This is a genomic window from Mesorhizobium sp. M0408 (genome assembly GCF_040321495.1).
Lineage (GTDB): Bacteria > Pseudomonadota > Alphaproteobacteria > Rhizobiales > Rhizobiaceae > Mesorhizobium.
The window spans coordinates 161,266-177,638 of sequence record NZ_JAMYRO010000015.1; the positions used below are offsets into that span (position 1 = coordinate 161,266).

15 protein-coding genes and 1 pseudogene are annotated in these 16,373 nt (G+C 64.0%); 1 reads left to right on the forward strand and 15 read right to left on the reverse strand.

Annotated features, from left to right (window positions below):
• Positions 1-15: 15 nt before the first annotated feature.
• From NKI67_RS19265 to NKI67_RS19315, 11 genes are all read right to left on the reverse strand, one after another.
• On the reverse strand, positions 16-1,065 hold the full coding sequence (locus NKI67_RS19265) for a PhoH family protein (protein ID WP_023676891.1): 1,050 nt from the start codon (positions 1,063-1,065) through the stop codon (positions 16-18).
• A 26-nt stretch (positions 1,066-1,091) separates the two neighbouring features.
• Positions 1,092-2,501: a tRNA (N6-isopentenyl adenosine(37)-C2)-methylthiotransferase MiaB gene (gene miaB, locus NKI67_RS19270; protein WP_023676890.1), complete on the reverse strand. Its 1,410-nt coding sequence runs from the start codon at positions 2,499-2,501 to the stop codon at positions 1,092-1,094.
• Between the two features lie 63 nt (positions 2,502-2,564).
• Positions 2,565-3,365, reverse strand: coding sequence for a lyso-ornithine lipid O-acyltransferase (gene olsA, locus NKI67_RS19275; RefSeq protein ID WP_023676889.1), 801 nt, complete (start codon positions 3,363-3,365; stop codon positions 2,565-2,567).
• Positions 3,366-3,386: 21 nt separating this feature from the next.
• Positions 3,387-3,881 (reverse strand): ribosomal protein S18-alanine N-acetyltransferase, encoded by a 495-nt coding sequence (gene rimI, locus NKI67_RS19280; RefSeq protein WP_023676888.1) that lies wholly within the window; start codon positions 3,879-3,881, stop codon positions 3,387-3,389.
• Complete coding sequence (gene tsaB / locus NKI67_RS19285) at positions 3,881-4,633, reverse strand: tRNA (adenosine(37)-N6)-threonylcarbamoyltransferase complex dimerization subunit type 1 TsaB (RefSeq protein ID WP_023676887.1); 753 nt, start codon at positions 4,631-4,633, stop codon at positions 3,881-3,883. Before tsaB ends, rimI begins: the two co-directional genes overlap by 1 nt.
• Positions 4,634-4,792: 159 nt before the next feature.
• Positions 4,793-5,899, reverse strand: coding sequence for a DUF1513 domain-containing protein (locus NKI67_RS19290; RefSeq protein WP_023676886.1), 1,107 nt, complete (start codon positions 5,897-5,899; stop codon positions 4,793-4,795).
• 2 nt (positions 5,900-5,901) lie between these two features.
• Positions 5,902-6,975 (reverse strand): imelysin family protein, encoded by a 1,074-nt coding sequence (locus tag NKI67_RS19295; RefSeq protein ID WP_023676885.1) that lies wholly within the window; start codon positions 6,973-6,975, stop codon positions 5,902-5,904.
• Positions 6,975-8,582, reverse strand: a complete 1,608-nt coding sequence (locus NKI67_RS19300) for a di-heme oxidoreductase family protein (RefSeq protein WP_352646426.1) — start codon at positions 8,580-8,582, stop codon at positions 6,975-6,977. The genes NKI67_RS19295 and NKI67_RS19300 overlap by 1 nt, the downstream gene beginning before the upstream one ends.
• A gap of 12 nt (positions 8,583-8,594) precedes the next feature.
• Positions 8,595-9,080 (reverse strand): bacterioferritin, encoded by a 486-nt coding sequence (gene bfr / locus NKI67_RS19305; RefSeq protein WP_023676883.1) that lies wholly within the window; start codon positions 9,078-9,080, stop codon positions 8,595-8,597.
• On the reverse strand, positions 9,046-9,357 hold the full coding sequence (locus tag NKI67_RS19310; protein ID WP_023676882.1) for a (2Fe-2S)-binding protein: 312 nt from the start codon (positions 9,355-9,357) through the stop codon (positions 9,046-9,048). The genes bfr and NKI67_RS19310 overlap by 35 nt, the downstream gene beginning before the upstream one ends.
• Before the next feature lie 56 nt (positions 9,358-9,413).
• Entirely contained in the window at positions 9,414-10,706 is a 1,293-nt protein-coding gene (locus NKI67_RS19315) for an imelysin family protein (RefSeq protein ID WP_031211806.1), read from the reverse strand.
• Positions 10,707-11,129: 423 nt separating this feature from the next.
• Here NKI67_RS19315 and NKI67_RS19320 point away from each other — a divergent pair, with 423 nt between their 5' ends.
• Complete coding sequence (locus tag NKI67_RS19320; protein WP_023676880.1) at positions 11,130-12,383, forward strand: NAD(P)/FAD-dependent oxidoreductase; 1,254 nt, start codon at positions 11,130-11,132, stop codon at positions 12,381-12,383.
• A 9-nt stretch (positions 12,384-12,392) separates the two neighbouring features.
• On the opposite strand, the gene NKI67_RS19325 is transcribed toward NKI67_RS19320, so the two are convergent.
• From NKI67_RS19325 to NKI67_RS19340, 4 genes and pseudogenes are all read right to left on the reverse strand, one after another.
• Positions 12,393-13,670, reverse strand: a complete 1,278-nt coding sequence (locus NKI67_RS19325) for a 4-aminobutyrate--2-oxoglutarate transaminase (RefSeq protein ID WP_023676879.1) — start codon at positions 13,668-13,670, stop codon at positions 12,393-12,395.
• Positions 13,671-14,149: 479 nt separating this feature from the next.
• A complete protein-coding gene (locus NKI67_RS19330; RefSeq protein ID WP_023676877.1) occupies positions 14,150-14,896 on the reverse strand; it encodes an ABC transporter ATP-binding protein in 747 nt (248 codons plus the stop codon).
• Positions 14,893-15,726, reverse strand: coding sequence for an ABC transporter ATP-binding protein (locus NKI67_RS19335; protein WP_023676876.1), 834 nt, complete (start codon positions 15,724-15,726; stop codon positions 14,893-14,895). Before NKI67_RS19335 ends, NKI67_RS19330 begins: the two co-directional genes overlap by 4 nt.
• A pseudogene (locus tag NKI67_RS19340) lies at positions 15,723-16,319 on the reverse strand (ABC transporter permease); the annotation flags it as partial. The pseudogene NKI67_RS19340 and the gene NKI67_RS19335, both read right to left, overlap by 4 nt.
• Positions 16,320-16,373 lie beyond the last annotated feature (54 nt).

Consider the following 16,373-nt stretch of genomic DNA (forward strand, 5'->3'; position numbering starts at 1 on the left):
GGCCGCATAATCATATCAGCTTTCGACACCCAGGCCCCTGGCCAGCTTGCCGTCGCGGTCATAGGCCTTGACGATCTCGGCGACCAGCGGATGCCTGACGACGTCGCCTTCGTTGAAGCGGACCGTCACCATGCCGGTGACGCCGTCGAGGATTCTCAGCGCCTCGACCAGGCCGGACTTGGTGTTTGGCGGCAGATCGATCTGGGTCGGATCACCGGTGACGATCATGCGCGAGTTCTCGCCGAGGCGGGTCAGGAACATCTTCATCTGCATCGGCGTAGTGTTCTGCGCCTCGTCGAGTATGACGGCAGCGTGCGCCAGCGTACGGCCGCGCATGAACGCCAGCGGCGCGATCTCGATGACCTCGGCGGCAATCGCCCGCTCGACCTTGTCGGCCGGCATCATGTCGTAGAGCGCGTCATAGAGCGGCCGCAGATAGGGATCGACCTTCTCCTTCATGTCACCCGGCAGAAAGCCAAGCCGTTCGCCCGCCTCGACCGCGGGGCGCGACAGCACGATGCGTTCGACCATGCCGCGTTCGAGCAGCATTGCCGCATGCGCCACCGCCAGATAGGTCTTTCCGGTGCCGGCCGGGCCGATGCCGAAGACGAGTTCCGACCGCTCCAGCGCGCGCATGTAGGCGTCCTGGTTGAGCGAGCGGGCATAGATGGTCTTCTTGCGCGTCGATATCTGGGCGGCGGACACCTTGCCCTTGCGCTCCAGCGTCGGCAGCGTCAGCTGGTCGTCGCTGGCGATCGCCATGCGCACGGCGCCGTCGACATCGGACTGGCCGATGTCGGTGCCTTTCTGCAGAATGCCGTAAAGATTGTCCAAGGCGCGGCGTGCCTGCTCGGCGGCCGAGGAAGAGCCCTTGATGGTCAATTGATTGCCGCGCGAGCGGATATCGACGCCGAGCTTCTGCTCGAGTCGGGCCAGATTCTCGTCGAACTGGCCGTAAAGGGCGCTGGCAAGCTTGTTGTTGTCGAAAGTCAGTACGATGTGCGCGATATCCGAGGCCCCCGAGGGTAGGTTCTGGGGCAGGTTCTTCACTTCAGCAGCGCTCAACCGTCTCTCCTCATCTGCCGAGACCTTCAGGCCAATTCGGCGAACAGGCTGTTGTAGCCCGTCTTCGTGATTCGTACCTGGATAATGTCACCGATTTCGCCGGCCTTTTCATCAACAATAACCGGCTGCAGCCAGGGCGAGCGGCCAACCTTCTGGCCGGCCTGGCGGCCCGGCTTTTCGATCAGCGTGTCGATGGTCCTGCCGACCAGGCTGGTGCCGAAATCCTGCTGCTGTTTCAGCAGCAGCGCCTGCAGCCGCTGCAGGCGCTCGTCCTTGACGGCCTCCGGCACGTGATCGCTCATCTCGGCGCCCGGCGTGCCGGGGCGCGGCGAATATTTGAACGAAAAGGCCGAGGCATAGTTGACGTCTTCGACCAACTGCATGGTCGCCTCGAAATCCGCTTCCGTCTCACCGGGAAAGCCGACAATAAAATCGCCGGACAGTGCGATGTCGTTCCGTGCGGCACGGATGCGGTCGATCAACGTCAGATAGTCCTTGGCCATATGCCTGCGGTTCATCGCCTTGAGTATGCGGTCGGAGCCGGACTGCACCGGTAAATGTAGATAGGGCATCAGCGTCGGCAAATCACGATGGGCGGCGATCAATTCATCCTCCATGTCGCGCGGATGACTGGTCGTGTAGCGCAGCCGCGCCAGGCCTGGAATCTCGGCCAGCCTGAACAGCAGTCGGCCAAGGCCCCATTCCCCGCCGTTTTCGCCTCTTCCATGCCAGGCATTGACGTTCTGGCCGAGCAGCGTCAGCTCGCGCACGCCGGCATCCGCCAGGCGCTCGGCCTCGGCGACGATCTGTGCCACCGGCCGCGAGACTTCCGAGCCGCGCGTATAGGGCACGACACAGAAGGTGCAGAACTTGTCGCAGCCTTCCTGAACGGTCAAGAACGCCGTCACGCCGCGCCTGATCAGTTCGGCGCGCTTCGGCTGCGGCAGATACTCGAACTTGTCCTCGACGGCATAGTCGGTCTCGACGATCTTTTCGCCGCCACGCGCCCTCGCCAGCACACCGGGCAGCCGGTGGTAGGTCTGCGGGCCGATGACCAGGTCGACGGCCGGCGAGCGGCGGATGATCTCGGCACCCTCGGCCTGCGCCACGCAGCCGGCGACGCCGACCAGCATTTCGCGCCCGGCCTTTGCACGCTCGGCCTTCAACTCACGGATGCGCCCAAGTTCGGAATAGACCTTTTCCGCCGCTTTCTCGCGGATGTGGCAGGTGTTGAGCAGCACCAGATCGGCCTCGCCGATAGCGTCTGTCGCGGCATAGCCGTCGGCCGCCAGCGCATCGGTCATGCGCTGCGAATCGTAAACATTCATCTGGCAGCCATAGGTCTTGACGAAGACCTTTCTGGTCGCGGCAGGCGGAACGACCAGGTCTTCGGCGGCAGCGCCGATGTCGTCGCGTTCTATCGTGTTCAATTCCATTTCGCGGCTTCTAGCGCCTTTCCCCGACAAAAAACAGACGAATCTGGCCGGAACCTGCGCAGCCTACCGGCTCGGACGCGGTTCGGCGAGCGCCGCTTGTACCATCTCGCGTACCTGGCGTTCCATCTGCTTTGCTGTCTCCTTGCGGCTGGAGCCCTTGGAGAAAGCAATCGCCTCGCCAAAATGCACCTCGACGTCGAGGGCGCCCTCGGCCATCAGCACCTTGAGGTGCGGCATCAGCTCCTCGTCGCCGATCCAGGCGGCAACCGGCCGATGCCGGCGGCCGAGCGGCACGCCATGCAGGCGCGTATAGACGATCGCCACCGGCTGGATGAAGACCTGTTCGGCCGCCCCTTCCGCAATCGCCATTGTAGCGGCGCCGAACAGCGTGCTCTTGAACGGCAGGATCATGTTGCCGTCGCCGGTCGAGCCTTCGGCAAACAGCACCATGGCGTCGCCCTTGGCCATGCGGCCGGCGATCTCGCTCGCCTGGTCGCCCGACGAACGCTTACGCTCACGTTCGATGAAGACCGTGCGTTGCAGCTTCGACAGCATGCCGATCAACGGCCAGCCGGCCATGTCGGCCCTGGCGATGAACGTCACGTCGACCATCGACCCCAGCACCATGATGTCGGTCCAGGAGATGTGGTTGGACGCAACCAGCAATGGGCGTTGTTCGGACAGAGTCCCCTTGACATGGATGCGCAGCCCCAGCGTCCTGACGATCATCCTGTGCCAGATTTTCAGGATGAAGGTCTCGCGCCAGAGCCCGGTCCGCATCGACAATATCTGCAGCGGCACAAGCACCAGCGAGCCGACGACAACCAGCCCCAGGGCCAGGAAAATCCTGATTTTTCCGATCATCCGCACCACCCCGGCGTTTGGCTAGCGAAGATCGCGGCGCATGACAAGCGCGCCGGTCGGGCCGTGCTCCGGCGACTTGTAATAGTTGGCGCGCTTGCCGACCTCGCGGAAGCCGAACCGCCGGTAGAGCGCGATCGCGGCGACATTGGTCTCGTCGACCTCGAGGAAAAGCGCCTCGGCGCGCTGTGCGTGCAGTTCGCGCAGCACCGCATCCATCAATTGCCAGCCGAGCCCCCGGCGCCGATGCGAGCGTGCCACCGCGACCGTCAGGATCTCGCCCTCGCCGGCCGCGAGCCGCGCCAGCACGAAGCCGACCGGCGGCTTGGCACCCTGTCCGGTCTCGCGCGCGGCATAGCCGAACACCGTGTCCTGCTCGAGCAGCGCGGCGAATTCGTCGTCGGTCCACGGCCGCGCGAAATCCTCGCGATGCAGCACCGACATGGCCGCGCTATCGGCAACCGTCAACGGCTCGAGCGCATAGTCCCTGCGGCGCGACTGGAGGAAAGGAATGCGCATCAGGACTTGTTTCCGTTTGGACCATGATCTTTTCCCAAAACCGGTTTCCACTTTTTGGGATCATGGTCTTGCCTCGATAGAATAAAGCCTGCCTGAGGCTTTGCGTCGGCGCCGCGCAGATAGAGTGGTTTCGGCTTTTCGCCCTCGCCCTTTTTACCGGCACGTTGGGCGGCGGCCAGCCGGGCATAGACGGCGATGTCGGCGGTGGCCGCTGTCGCGCCGACGTCGAAGGCGCGCCCGGCCGAGGCGGCAATTTGCGTTGCCGCCGTACCGGCCAGAACCGCGGAGCTGTCAACCGCCTTGGCGGCGGCTTGCGAGAGCGTGGTCACCGAGGGACCGTAAATCAAAACGGATGCTTCATCGTAAAGTGCCGCATGGATCTCCTCGCGACCTGCATCGAGCGCGGCGAGCACGGCGCGACCGGGAAATGCCGCTCTCGCTTGCGCCGCCAGGGCCTCCAGAGTCGTCACGCCGATCGCCGGGATTTTCAGCGCCAGCGCAAGGCCGCGCGCCGCCGAGACGCCGACGCGCAGACCGGTGAAGGAGCCCGGACCCGTCGAAACGGCAATGGCGCCGAGGCCGGAATAGTCGGTTCTGCTGGTCCCCAACGCCTTTTCGATGACACCCATCAGATGCTCGGCATGACCCTTACCGAGATCGAGCACCGAACGGCCGAGTTCTTTCCCGGCCGCCGCGTCGTAGACGCAGGCGGCGCAGAGATTGGCGGCACAGTCGATGGCAAGCAATTTCATGAAGCGGCCGGTTGAGACAGTTTCGAAAACAACTTCCCTCTGCCCGCCAGGGCTGATCCCCGCAAGGGAATAATGGATAAATCGTCAGGCGACTTGGCTTCGGCGCGGGTCCAAGAATGTAAGTTCCAACGCACGCAATCGCCACAATAGGTATCGGGACTAGCCGACCTGCTCGATACGCAGCACGTGATTGTCCCAGACATAGTCCGGCTCGGAACGTATCGAGCCACCGGACTCGACGATATCGCCGGCGCCGGTCGTCGCCATGAAGCTTTCCCCATCGGCTGCAACGCCGCAAACCTCGACCAGCGCCTTGGTGGCGACGATGCGGCCGCTGGCCGCGTCGATCACGGCAAGCGAATTGCCCTCAGGCGAAGACACGGCGATGGTGCCGGCGGCAGGGTTGGCGGCGACCGAGCCGATATAATTCCTGAAGCCGGAGAGCACATCCTGCGACATATCGAGCAATTGCAAGTCCTTGCCGCGCGGCGCGCGGCCAACCAGCGGGGGACGATCGGTACCCGGCCCCCTGTACTGGCAGCCGAACCAGACGGTGCCGGACCGGTCGGCATCCATATGGCGGATCGACAATTGGTGCAGCGCCGGCGGCAATTCGTGCTTTTCGGTGAGATCTCCGGTAAGGCGGTCGACCAGAACGTAGGAAGGCTTCATCGTTGCGATGTTGAGCTCGGCGCGGCCATAATCCGGATGCGTCTCGATGCCGCCATTGGCCACAGCAATCGTCCTGCCGTCGGAAAGCAGCAACAGCTCGTGCGGGCCTGTGCCGTAGGTCGGGAACTCGCCGATGCGCTTGAATTTCGCATGCGCGTCATAGACGCCGACGACGCCGGCGGCATTGTCGAAATCGTTCTCGGTTGCGTAGAGCAGCGTGCCATCGGCCGAGAACACGCCATGGCCGAAGAAATGCCGGCCGGCAACGCTGGCAATGGTGCGCGGTTCACCGCGGCCGGTATGGTCGAAGACGACAGCAAAGGTGCCCGGCTGCCTGGCAAACACCACCGAACGCTTGGACACCGGGTCGAAGGTAACGTCGTGACCCCGATCGGGCAGATCGATCGTGTGCAACAACTTGCCGGCCTCGGACAGGACGGCCGCGCCATAGCTGCCGTCGCGCTTGACGAAAGCGGTGGCGAAGACCGCGTCGGCGTCGAGTGTCTTTGCCCAGGCCGACGGCGCCATCGCCGCTACGAAACCAGCGCCGGCGGCCCTCAGGAAATCGCGCCGATCGATCAGCGGCGTCCTCATGATCAGTCGCCATCCAATGACGAGAACCCGGCGGTCAGGCCGAATTCGGCGGTCAGCCTGGTGCCGATCAGGGTCGTCAGGCTGGATGTCACCAGCGAGAAATAGTCGAGCTTCTGGCGCAGCGCCGGATCGGCAAGTGCCTTGTCGATCGGTCCCCTGATCGCCTTGGCCGCCTCGATCCCGTTGGTGAGCTGGATGTGGACCGATTCTGCCATCCAGCGCGCATCGGGCGGCAGCGCGTCGCCAAGCTGCGAGGCCTGGAACAGCGTGTCCATGCCGGCCAGATTCCCGGTCAGCGAGCGGGCGGTGTTTTGCGAGCGCCAATAGATCGCCTGTTTCGGTTTGTCGGCCTCCGGCTTGGCGCCCAGGAAGCCTTTCAGGCGTACGTCGCGGACCATTTCCAGCTCGTTGATGAAGACGCCGACCAGTTCGGTCACCGCTTCAGTTCCGTGGTGGTAGAGCGCGTTCTGCGGACCCGGATTGGCCCAGAGCGCGGCAAAGCCGTTGGGCTCGTTCCAGTCATCGCCAACCTCGCCGGCAATCGTCTCGACATTGCCGGCAATGGCCGCACCGTAGGCGCAGCGATAGGCGTCGTCCCTGCCGACCAATTGACCGGCTCCGTCGCCGTAGAGGACGAATTCCAGTGCGCCGAGCCCTTGCATGGCGACGCTCTTTGTAGCCAGCTGGGCCGGATCGGCGGCTGTCGGATCCTTGCCGGCAAGTGCCGCCTGCACCTGCTTCAGGCCGATGCTCTTGCGGTCCGGCCAAAACAGCATGCGCTCAAGCCGGTTGTTTTCCGCGATCGGCCCGAAACGGATGATTTCCACCACCGACCAGGCATCCACGACACCCGAGAATTCGGCGCGTGCCGCATCGAGATTGTCTCGCGAGGGCGCTTGGCAAAGCGCGTGCATGGTCTTGGCCAAGCTGTCCGCATGGTCATGCAGTCTGGCATAGGCCGGGCGGACGAAGCCGTCGATCGCCCGCTGGATCACATCCGAAGCCTTCACCGCCGCGGATGCCGGCAGCGCACCGGCGAGGACCAGCATCAGAGCGAATGCAAGACGCTTCCGCATCAGAGCGACTCCAGAAACTTGATCAGCGCGGCGCGGTCGGCCGCATCGGCAGCGGCAAAGCGGTCACGCGCCTTCTGGCCCTCGCCGCCATGCCACAGAATCGCCTCGGCCAGGCTTCGTGCGCGCCCGTCATGCAGGAAGAAGGTGTTGCCGCTGACGGTCTGGGTGAGCCCGATGCCCCACAGTGGCGGCGTGCGCCATTCGCTTCCCGTGGCCTCGCCCACCGCCTGTCCGTCGGCAAGGCCGGGTCCCATGTCATGCAGCAGGAAATCGGAATAAGGCCAGATCAGCTGGAAGGCCTGCGCCTTGTTCGGGGTGCCGCGACGGGTGACGAATTTCGGCGTATGGCAAGAGATGCAGCCCATATCGTAGAACAGTTTTTTGCCGGCGAGCACGTCCGGTCTGTCGAGATCGCGCCGGGCCGGCACGGCAAGGTTTTGCGAATAGAAGGTCACGAGGTCCATGACCGGCGGCGGCGCTTCGACCGGACCGAGGCGCTCCTGTACACCGTTAGGTTGGGCAAGGCAGGTCTTTTCCGCGGCGCTGCAATCGCCCCAGTGCTTCGGCACCTCAGGCGTCGAAATGCCGATATCGCCGGCAAAAGCGTCGGCCGATTGCTGGCGGATCGATGCCGCCTGCGCCTTCCAGCCGAAACGGCCGAGCGTCAGTTCACCGCTGCTGGCGTCGCGTATTATGTTTGGCCTGCCGGAAATCCCGTCACCATCGCGGTCGGCCGCATCGGCACGCGTAAGGATGTCGGCAGGAGCGATCTGCTCGACCAGGCCAAGGCCGATCATCGGCGGCGTCATGCGCGGCGACAGCGTGGTGTGTGGATCGAGCGCCCCGTAGGCGAGACCGTCGACCGAATAGCTCGGCTTGCGCAGCGACACGACGCTGCCGTCCGCCAGTTTTACTTTTTGCTCCTGATAATCGACATGCATCCTGCCTTCGCCCTGCAGGCCGGGAACGGCTAGCTCCTGAAGTTGTGTGCCATAGACCGGGTCGGGAAAGTTGAGCACCTTGTGATCGGCGAGCGCGGCTTTCTCCTCCTCGGTACTGGCTTCCCTTGCCAGGCGCAGGAACATCGAGGTGGTGCCGCTGTCGCCTTGGGGCGGATGGCCGCGGCCGTCCTTCAGATGACAGTTCTGGCAGGCGCGCTCGTTGAACAACGGGCCGAGCCCATCCGAGGCTTGTGTCGAGGATGGCGAGGACACCCAATTCTTGCGGAAAATGGCGTTGCCGAGCTTGAAGGTACCCTCTTCCTCGAAGCTGATGTTGGCAGAGGATTGCGAGAAGGCGTCCTTGTTGACGTCCTTCTTCGAGGTGCCGGCGCCGCCCTGCATCAGCTCGAATTGCTCGGGCTTGGAGAAATCGCTGGTCGGCCTGGTGATGGCGATGACGCGCGCCAGATCCTTCGGCGTCAGATCCGTGCGGCTGGTGGCAAGCCCCGCCGGTTGCGGCGCCCCGGCCAGCGCCGAGGCTGTGAGCGTCGCCACCACGGCAAGAAAGGCGCCGCGAAGGATACCGTATCGCGGCTTCTTCTGAGGCGGCAGGCCACAATGCTCGGCCGGCCGCAAGCGGCGCATGAAATCTAGGGGGCGCCGCATTCCGGCATGTCCTTATTCCGCCTCGTCGGCCGACGCTGCGTTGAGTTGGCCGTACTTTTCTTCGCCGATCGAGGCGAGCAGGTCGAGTTGCGTCTCGAGGAAGTCGATGTGACCTTCCTCGTCAGCCAGCAATTCCTCGAACAGCTTCATCGTCACGTAGTCGCCTGCTTCGTTACAAACCTCGCGCGAACGCTTGTAGGCGGTGCGCGCGTCATATTCGCCGGCAAGATCGGATTCGAGCACTTCCTTGACATTCTGCCCGATGCGCAGCGGCGCCACGGACTGCAGGTTCGGATGGCCCTCGAGGAAGATGATGCGCGCCACGAGCCGGTCGGCATGGTGCATTTCCTCGATCGATTCAGCGCGTTCCTTCTTCGCTAGCTTGGCGTATCCCCAGTCTTCCAGCAGCCGGAAATGCACCCAGTATTGATTGACCGCCCCAAGTTCCAGAAACAGAGCCTCGTTAAGCCGCTCTATGATCTGCTGTTCGCCTTTCATGGGTTCTGCTCCCGTATTGGACGCGTAGGCCTCTGACGCGATCCAGGTGTGAAACGATGTCCACGCCACTCGCCGCCGAGCGGGCATGGTAATTTTCGGTGACCCGAATGATCGTTTCGACCACATTTGGGAAGCAGCCGCAACAGCGACCGCGCTTGTGCATGGCGTGATAGACCTTGGCCGGCACGATCAGCTGCCAGGGGTCCTCATCCAGCAGTCCGACGATCGTCTGCTCTATCTCCTTTTCGGTGATGATGTTGCAATGGCAGATCAGCATTTGTCGCTCTGGCTAACGGCGCTTCGTTGCGGCGTGTGGCTGGTGGTTTCGATAGTTTATTGGAACACCTTGTCCGGTGAATCGAGGCTGTCCGAACCCTCGAAGGCTATCGCATTGAGCTTCAGGGTGCCGACGGCGCGTTCGATCGACTTGGTCTGATCGACCAGCGCGTCGATCGCCGCCTGCACGGTGGCATTGCCTTCCGTGTTGCCTTCTCCGATCTGCTGGTCATAGGCCTCGCCGGCAAGCGCCCGCGCCTTGATGGCCTCCATCTTGGCGACGGTGACGTCCAGTTTGTCCGACAATTCCTTGTCAACCGCCGGGTCGGCCGCCTTGACCATGTCGGCCACCGACGGCCCCTCGACGACAGTGCCGTCGAGCCGCTTGTAGCTGCCGTGATAGGCGGCACGGATGCCGATCGCATCGTAAAGATGGGAGTTGTAGGTATTGTCGGAGAAGCAATCGTGCTCCTCTTCCGGGTCGTGCAACAAGAGGCCGAGCTTCATCCGCTCTCCGGCGAGCTCACCATAGGACAACGAGCCCATGCCGGTGAAGATGGTCGAAATGGCGGCGTTCAGCTCGCCATCGACAAGGTTCTTGCGGGCGGCGCCGCCTTCCTTCCAGTCGTCGACCATATCCTTTAGATCGGAAACCAGAAGGTCGCTCGCCGATTTCAGATACTGTCCGCGACGGTCGCAATTGCCGCCGGTGCAATTGGCGAGGTCGTAGTCGGTGTAGGGCCGTTCGCCGGCGCCCGGACCGGTGCCGTGCAGGTCCTGACCCCAAAGCAGGAATTCGATAGCGTGATAGCCGGTCGCCACATTGGCCTCGATACTGCCGGCCTCCTGCAGGGTGCCGGAGAGGAACTCCGGCGTCAGGTCGGTGGCGTCGACCTTCTTGCCGTTGATCTCGATCGACTTGTTGGCGATCACATTGGCGGTGTAGAGCACGTTGGCGTCCGACTCGGTGCCGTAGCTCTTGGCGACATAGTCGATCAAGCCTTCGTCGAGCGGCCAGGAGTTCACCTCGCCTTCCCAGTCGTCGACGATGGCATTACCGAAGCGATAGACCTCGGTCTGCTGATAGGGAACGCGCGATGCCTTCCAGGCCTCGCGGGCGGCGTTCAGCGTTTCGGCAGATGGCTTGGCGAGCAGCGCATCGACAGCCTTGTCGAGCGCCTCGGCCGTGATCAGCGAATCCTCGTATTTGGCGAGCGCAATGTCGGAATAGGTCTTGATGACCGCCTTGGCATCGGTTTGCGCCTTGGCCGGCAGCACGAACACGGCCGCCGTCAGCATCGCGGTGGCGCCGATCGCCGCAAGCCTGCCGCCATACCGCGCCGTGATCATCGTTCTCATGATTGTCTCTCCTCGGGAATCAATGAAATGCCGGCGCCGCGGCGGGCAGTTGCCAGCGGGCAAAGAAGGGTCGCGCCATCGCGCGGTTCGCGGAAGAAAGACACCGAAATGCCTCCAATCGAAAGGGTTCAAGGCCCAGACATCAAAGGGATGCGCTGACGCGCGAGCTTCCATAAAACGGCGAAGACGCCGGATGTCAACTGGTGGCATAGAAAAAATTCAATTGAAACAATAGTTTAGAATTATTCTAAACTAGAACTGTCAACTTTAACACCGACGTATGAGGAATGCCGGCGCATGACGCAGTTGACAGGCGGCCGTTCCGGGTGCGACCCGGATCGGCGCTCTTGCGGCGGCGCCGGACAATCGCCACCTGGCGAGACGTCCTAGATTTGGATGAGGAATCGGGCTGTTATGAAGAACGGGGTCGTCATTGTCGGTGCGGGTCATGCGGGCGTGCAAGCGGCCGCCAGCCTGCGCGAAGAAGGCTATGACGGCCCGGTGATCCTGGTCGGCGACGAAAACGAATTGCCCTACCACAAGCCGCCGCTGTCGAAGACCTTCATCAAGGATCAGCAAGCAAAGCCGCAGCCGTTGCGCGGCGAGGCTTTTTATACCGGCAGCGCCATCGACTTCCGGCCAGGCATCCGGGTCGAGCGGATCGACGTAGGCGGCCGCAGGCTGGAGATATCGGGCGGCGGCGTGCTGCCGTTCGGCCGGCTGATCCTCGCCACCGGCGCGCGGCCGCGCCTGCTGCCGCTGCCGGGTTCGGAGCTTTCTGGCGTTGTGTCGCTGCGCTCGCTCGGCGATGCCCGCCTGATCCGCGAATTGAGCGCGCAAAGCGAGGAGGTCGTCATCCTCGGCGGCGGCTTCATCGGCCTGGAGATTGCCGCGACGCTCACCGCGGCAGGCCGCAAGGTTACGGTGGTCGAGGCGGTCGACCGGCTGCTCGGCCGCGCCGTGGCACCGGTCATCGCCGGCCATGTGCGCCAGCGGCTGGAGGCCACCGGTGTGCGCATTCTTACCGGCACCACCATCGAACGGCTGGAGGGCGAGAACGGCCGTGTTTCGGCTGCAATCACCTCATCTGGCGAGAGATTGCCGGCGCAGGTGGTCGTCATCGGTATCGGCGTCGTGCCGAATGTCGAATTGGCCGAAGCCGCCGGCATTGCCATCGCCAACGGCATCCGCGTCGACCAGCAGATGCGCACGTCGGTGCCGGAAATCCTCGCCATCGGCGATGCCGCCTCCTACCGGCACTGGTTCACCGGCGGCGATGTGCGGCTGGAATCGGTACAGAACGCCACTGACCAGGCGCGGCTCGCCGCACGCACCATCGCCGGCCACACCGACAATTACTCGGCAGTGCCGTGGTTCTGGTCCGATATCGGTGACATGAAGCTGCAGATGGTCGGCCTGATTGCGGGCGGCGACAGCCATGTCGTGCTGGGCGACGTGGCCGAGAACAAATTCTCGATCTACCACTATGCCGGAAGCCGGCTGCTCGGCATCGAATCGGTCAACCGGCCCGGCGACCACATGCTTGGCCGCAAGATGCTCGGCGCCGGCTTTTCGCCGTCGCCGCAGACTGTCGCGACCGGGCCCGACGGGCTGAAGGCCGCGCTCGCCGCCTTCCAGCAGGCAGAGCCGGCCCGCGCGGCAGGATAATCGTATCGCTCAGGCAGCGCGGGCCTCGCGGATCGAACTTTCCAGGATGTCGAGCGCCTCGTTCATGACTCCGTCCTGGATGGTGATCGGCGCGAGGAAGCGGATGACGTTGCCGTAGACGCCGCAGGTGAGCAGGATCAGGCCCTTGTCGAGCGCCTTCAGCCGGACCGCATTGGCGAGTTCCGGCGACGGCAGCCCCTTCGCCACATCGTTGAACTCGACCGCGTTCATGAAGCCGGGGCCTCTGATATCGACGATTTCCGGGGCTTCGTCGCGGATCGCTTGCAGGCGCTGCTTCAGACGGTTGCCCAGCGTGTTGGCCCGGTCGCAGAGCTTCTCCTCGTCGATGACGTCGAGCACGGCATGCGCCGCGGCGACGCCGATCGGGCTGCCGCCATAGGTGCCGCCGAGTCCGCCGGGGTTCGGCGAATCCATGACCTCGGCACGCCCGGTGACCGCCGCCAACGGGAAGCCGCCGGCCAGGCTCTTGGCCATGGTGGTGATGTCGGCCGCCACCTCGTGATGGTCCATGGCAAACATCTTGCCGGTGCGGGCAAAGCCGGTCTGCACCTCGTCGGCGATCAGCAGCATGCCGTGCTGATCGCAGATCTTGCGCAATGCGGTCATGAAATCGCGCGGCGCCTCGTAGAAGCCGCCCTCGCCCTGCACCGGCTCGACGATGATCGCGGCGACGCGGGCCGGATCGACATCGGCCTTGAACAGCCGGTCGAGCGCAGCCAGCGAATCGGCGACCGACACGCCGTGCAGCGCAACCGGGAACGGCGCATGGAAGACATCCGCCGGCATGGCGCCGAAGCCGACCTTGTAAGGCACGACCTTGCCGGTCAGCGCCATGCCCATGAAGGTGCGTCCGTGGAAGCCGCCGGAAAAAGCGATGACCGCCGGCCGGCCGGTGGCGTTGCGGGCGATCTTGATTGCATTCTCAACCGCCTCGGCGCCGGTGGTGACAAAAATCGTCTTTTTGTCGAACTTGCCGGGCAGCATGCCGTTCAGCCGTTCGGCCAGCCGGATATAGCTCTCGTAGGGCACGACCTGGTAGCAGGTATGGGTGAAGCGGTCGAGCTGCGCCTTGACCGCTTCGATCACCCTGGGGTGACGGTGGCCGGTGTTGACGACGGCGATGCCGGACGAGAAATCGATGTAGCGGCGGCCTTCCACATCCCAGATCTCCGAGTTTTCGGCGCGATCGGCATAGATCTGAGTGGTCATGCCGACGCCGCGCGAAATCGACTGGCTCTTGCGTTCGGAAATGGCTGAATTTGTCATCGTACCCCTCACCGGGCCGGCGCCCGCTCTCGTTTGATGGCTGTTGAGACTCTTCTGGGCTTATTTCAGGTTTTCCTCAAGTTGGCACTGGCGGCGGGCGATTGGGCCTGCGGTCCGGCAGCTACGCGATGATGGCCGGCACTATCGCCGGCGCAGCGATCATGCTGCTGTTCCTGCCGGCGTGCTATTCGGCGTGGTTCAGGTCAAGGAGCCGAAAGAGGCGGAGGGCGAGGCGGGAGATAGCAGTGCCATTGTGGAGGGTAGCGGGGCCTAAGGCGGAAGTTGAGTTCCTTCGCGCCCCCCTCTGTCCTGCCGGACATCTCCCCCTCAAGGGGGGAGATTGGCAGTTTCAGTTGCCTCGCCAGCCTTCCGGCGTTTGTCATTGGCGAAAGCGGTAGAGCGAATGATCTCCCCCCTTGAGGGGGAGATGTCCGGCAGGACAGAGGGGGGCGCGACAGAGCGCGACCTGGAATGTTAAACTACGTCCTCACGAACCCCTCGCTGGCCCTCAGCAAATTGCGCGTATAATCCTTGGTGACACGGCGTTCGACAAGATCGTCCGCGGTCAGATTCTCCATCGCCTCGCCGTTCTGCATCACCATCAGCCGTTCGCACATGTGGGTGATGATGGCTAGGTCGTGGCTGACCATCAGGAAGGTCAGCTTGCGGCGGCGCCTGATCTCTTCCAGCAGGTTCAGCACCTCCGCCTGCACCGAAGCGTCGAGCGCCGAGGTCGGCTCGTCGAGCAGCAGGATCGACGGTTCCAGAATCAGGGCGCGGGCGATCGCCACGCGCTGGCGCTGACCGCCGGACAATTGATGCGAATAGCGAAAACGGAACCCGGTGCCGAGGCCGACCTCGTCGAGTGCCCGCTGGATGCGCTTTTCGCCGTCGGCGAAGCCGTGAATGGCGAGCGGCTCCTGCAGCAGGCGGTCGACGGTCTGGCGCGGGTGCAGCGAACCGTACGGGTCCTGGAAGACCATCTGCACCTCGCGGTAAAACGCCTTGTCGCGACGCACGCCGAGCGTTTTGCCGTTGACGGCGATGGTGCCAGATGCGGCCGGCGCCAGGCCGGCGATTGCCCTGAGCAACGTCGACTTGCCGGAGCCGGACTCGCCGACCAGGCCGAAGGATTCACCGGATTCGACCTCGAGGCTGACGCCTTTCAACGCGCGGAAGCGGTCGAAGACCACCTCCAGCCTGTCGACGGAAAGGGCTGCCGTCATGCCGCCCACTCCGGCTTGCGGTCGAGCACCGGCAGCGGGTGACGGTCGGCGCCGATCTTGGGCATGCAGTTGAGCAGGCCGCGCGTATAGGGATGCTGGGCGCGGCCGAGCTCCGAGGCTTTGAGCTGTTCGACCACCTTGCCGGCATACATGACGATGACACGATCACAGAAGGACGAGACCAGGCGCAGATCGTGCGAGATGAAGATCAGCCCCATGCCGCGCTCGCTGACCAGCCGGTCGAGGATGCCGAGCACGTCGAGCTGGACAGTGACGTCGAGTGCCGAGGTCGGCTCGTCGGCGATCATCATTTCCGGCCCGGCGATCAGCATCATGGCGATCATGGCGCGCTGGCCCATGCCGCCGGAAACCTCGTGCGGATGCAGGTCGAAGACACGGGCCGGATCGCGGATCTGCACAGCCTCCAGCATGGCCAGCGCACGGTCGCGGGCTTCGGCCTTGGAGACCTTCTCATGCGTGCGCAGCGTCTCGACGATCTGGCGGCCGATGCTCATCACCGGGTCGAGCGAATATTTCGGATCCTGCAGGATCATGGCGATACGCTTGCCGCGCAGCGCGCGGCGCTCGCGCGGCGAGGCGGCCAGCAGGTCGATGCCGTCAAAAGCGAGCGTCTTCGCGGTCACCTCGGCCTGCGGCGGGGTGACGCCCATGATGGCGCGGCCGGTCTGCGACTTGCCCGAACCGCTCTCGCCGACGATGCCGAGCCGCTCGCGGCCGAGCGAGAAGGAAACACCGCGCACTGCCTCGATCAGGCCGGTGCGCGTCGGGAAGGTAACGCGCAGGTCGTTGACTTCGAGAAGCGTGCTCATTGGTCACCGCTTCGGGGATCGAGCGCGTCGCGCAGGCCGTCGCCGAGCAGGTTGAAGCCGAGGCTGACGATGAGGATGGCAAAGCCCGGCGCGCCCGCAACCCACCACTGGTCGAGCACGAAGCGGCGGCCCGACGCGATCATCGCGCCCCATTCCGGCAGCGGCGGCTGCGCGCCGAGGCCGAGGAAGCCGAGGCCGGCCGCGGTCAGGATGATGCCGGCCATGTCGAGCGTCACCCTGATGATCAGCGAGGAGATGCACAGCGGCATGATGTGGCGAAGCACGATGCGAAACGGCGAGGCGCCCATCAATTGCACCGCCTTGATATAATCGGAATTGCGCACCGTCAGCGTTTCGGCGCGGGCAATGCGGGCATAGGGCGGCCACGAGGTGATGGCGATGGCAAGCACGGCATTTTCGATGCCGGGGCCGAGCGCCGCGACAAAGGCCAGCGCCAGGATCAGCTTCGGAAAGGCGAGAAAGATGTCGGTGATGCGCATCAGGATCGCATCGGTCCAGTCGCCCGCAAATACGGCCACCGTGCCGACCCCCCCACCGCTTGGCGCGGCGGTAAAAGCAACCCCCAAGACCACTTTGACTTTACAGCGCCCCCCGAACGAGAATGGCCAGTTAAATTAGCGGCCGTG

Bases quoted from the DNA above. Each gene is read 5' to 3' on its own strand.
- miaB (WP_023676890.1), bottom strand. From the start codon at position 2,501: ATGGAATTGAACACGATAGAACGCGACGACATCGGCGCTGCCGCCGAA.
- olsA (WP_023676889.1), bottom strand. From the start codon at position 3,365: ATGATCGGAAAAATCAGGATTTTCCTGGCCCTGGGGCTGGTTGTCGTC.
- rimI (WP_023676888.1), bottom strand. From the start codon at position 3,881: ATGCGCATTCCTTTCCTCCAGTCGCGCCGCAGGGACTATGCGCTCGAG.
- tsaB (WP_023676887.1), bottom strand. From the start codon at position 4,633: ATGAAATTGCTTGCCATCGACTGTGCCGCCAATCTCTGCGCCGCCTGC.
- NKI67_RS19290 (WP_023676886.1), bottom strand. From the start codon at position 5,899: ATGAGGACGCCGCTGATCGATCGGCGCGATTTCCTGAGGGCCGCCGGC.
- NKI67_RS19295 (WP_023676885.1), bottom strand. From the start codon at position 6,975: ATGCGGAAGCGTCTTGCATTCGCTCTGATGCTGGTCCTCGCCGGTGCG.
- NKI67_RS19300 (WP_352646426.1), bottom strand. From the start codon at position 8,582: ATGCGGCGCCCCCTAGATTTCATGCGCCGCTTGCGGCCGGCCGAGCAT.
- bfr (WP_023676883.1), bottom strand. From the start codon at position 9,080: ATGAAAGGCGAACAGCAGATCATAGAGCGGCTTAACGAGGCTCTGTTT.
- NKI67_RS19310 (WP_023676882.1), bottom strand. From the start codon at position 9,357: ATGCTGATCTGCCATTGCAACATCATCACCGAAAAGGAGATAGAGCAG.
- NKI67_RS19315 (WP_031211806.1), bottom strand. From the start codon at position 10,706: ATGATCACGGCGCGGTATGGCGGCAGGCTTGCGGCGATCGGCGCCACC.
- NKI67_RS19320 (WP_023676880.1), top strand. From the start codon at position 11,130: ATGAAGAACGGGGTCGTCATTGTCGGTGCGGGTCATGCGGGCGTGCAA.
- NKI67_RS19325 (WP_023676879.1), bottom strand. From the start codon at position 13,670: ATGACAAATTCAGCCATTTCCGAACGCAAGAGCCAGTCGATTTCGCGC.
- NKI67_RS19330 (WP_023676877.1), bottom strand. From the start codon at position 14,896: ATGACGGCAGCCCTTTCCGTCGACAGGCTGGAGGTGGTCTTCGACCGC.
- NKI67_RS19335 (WP_023676876.1), bottom strand. From the start codon at position 15,726: ATGAGCACGCTTCTCGAAGTCAACGACCTGCGCGTTACCTTCCCGACG.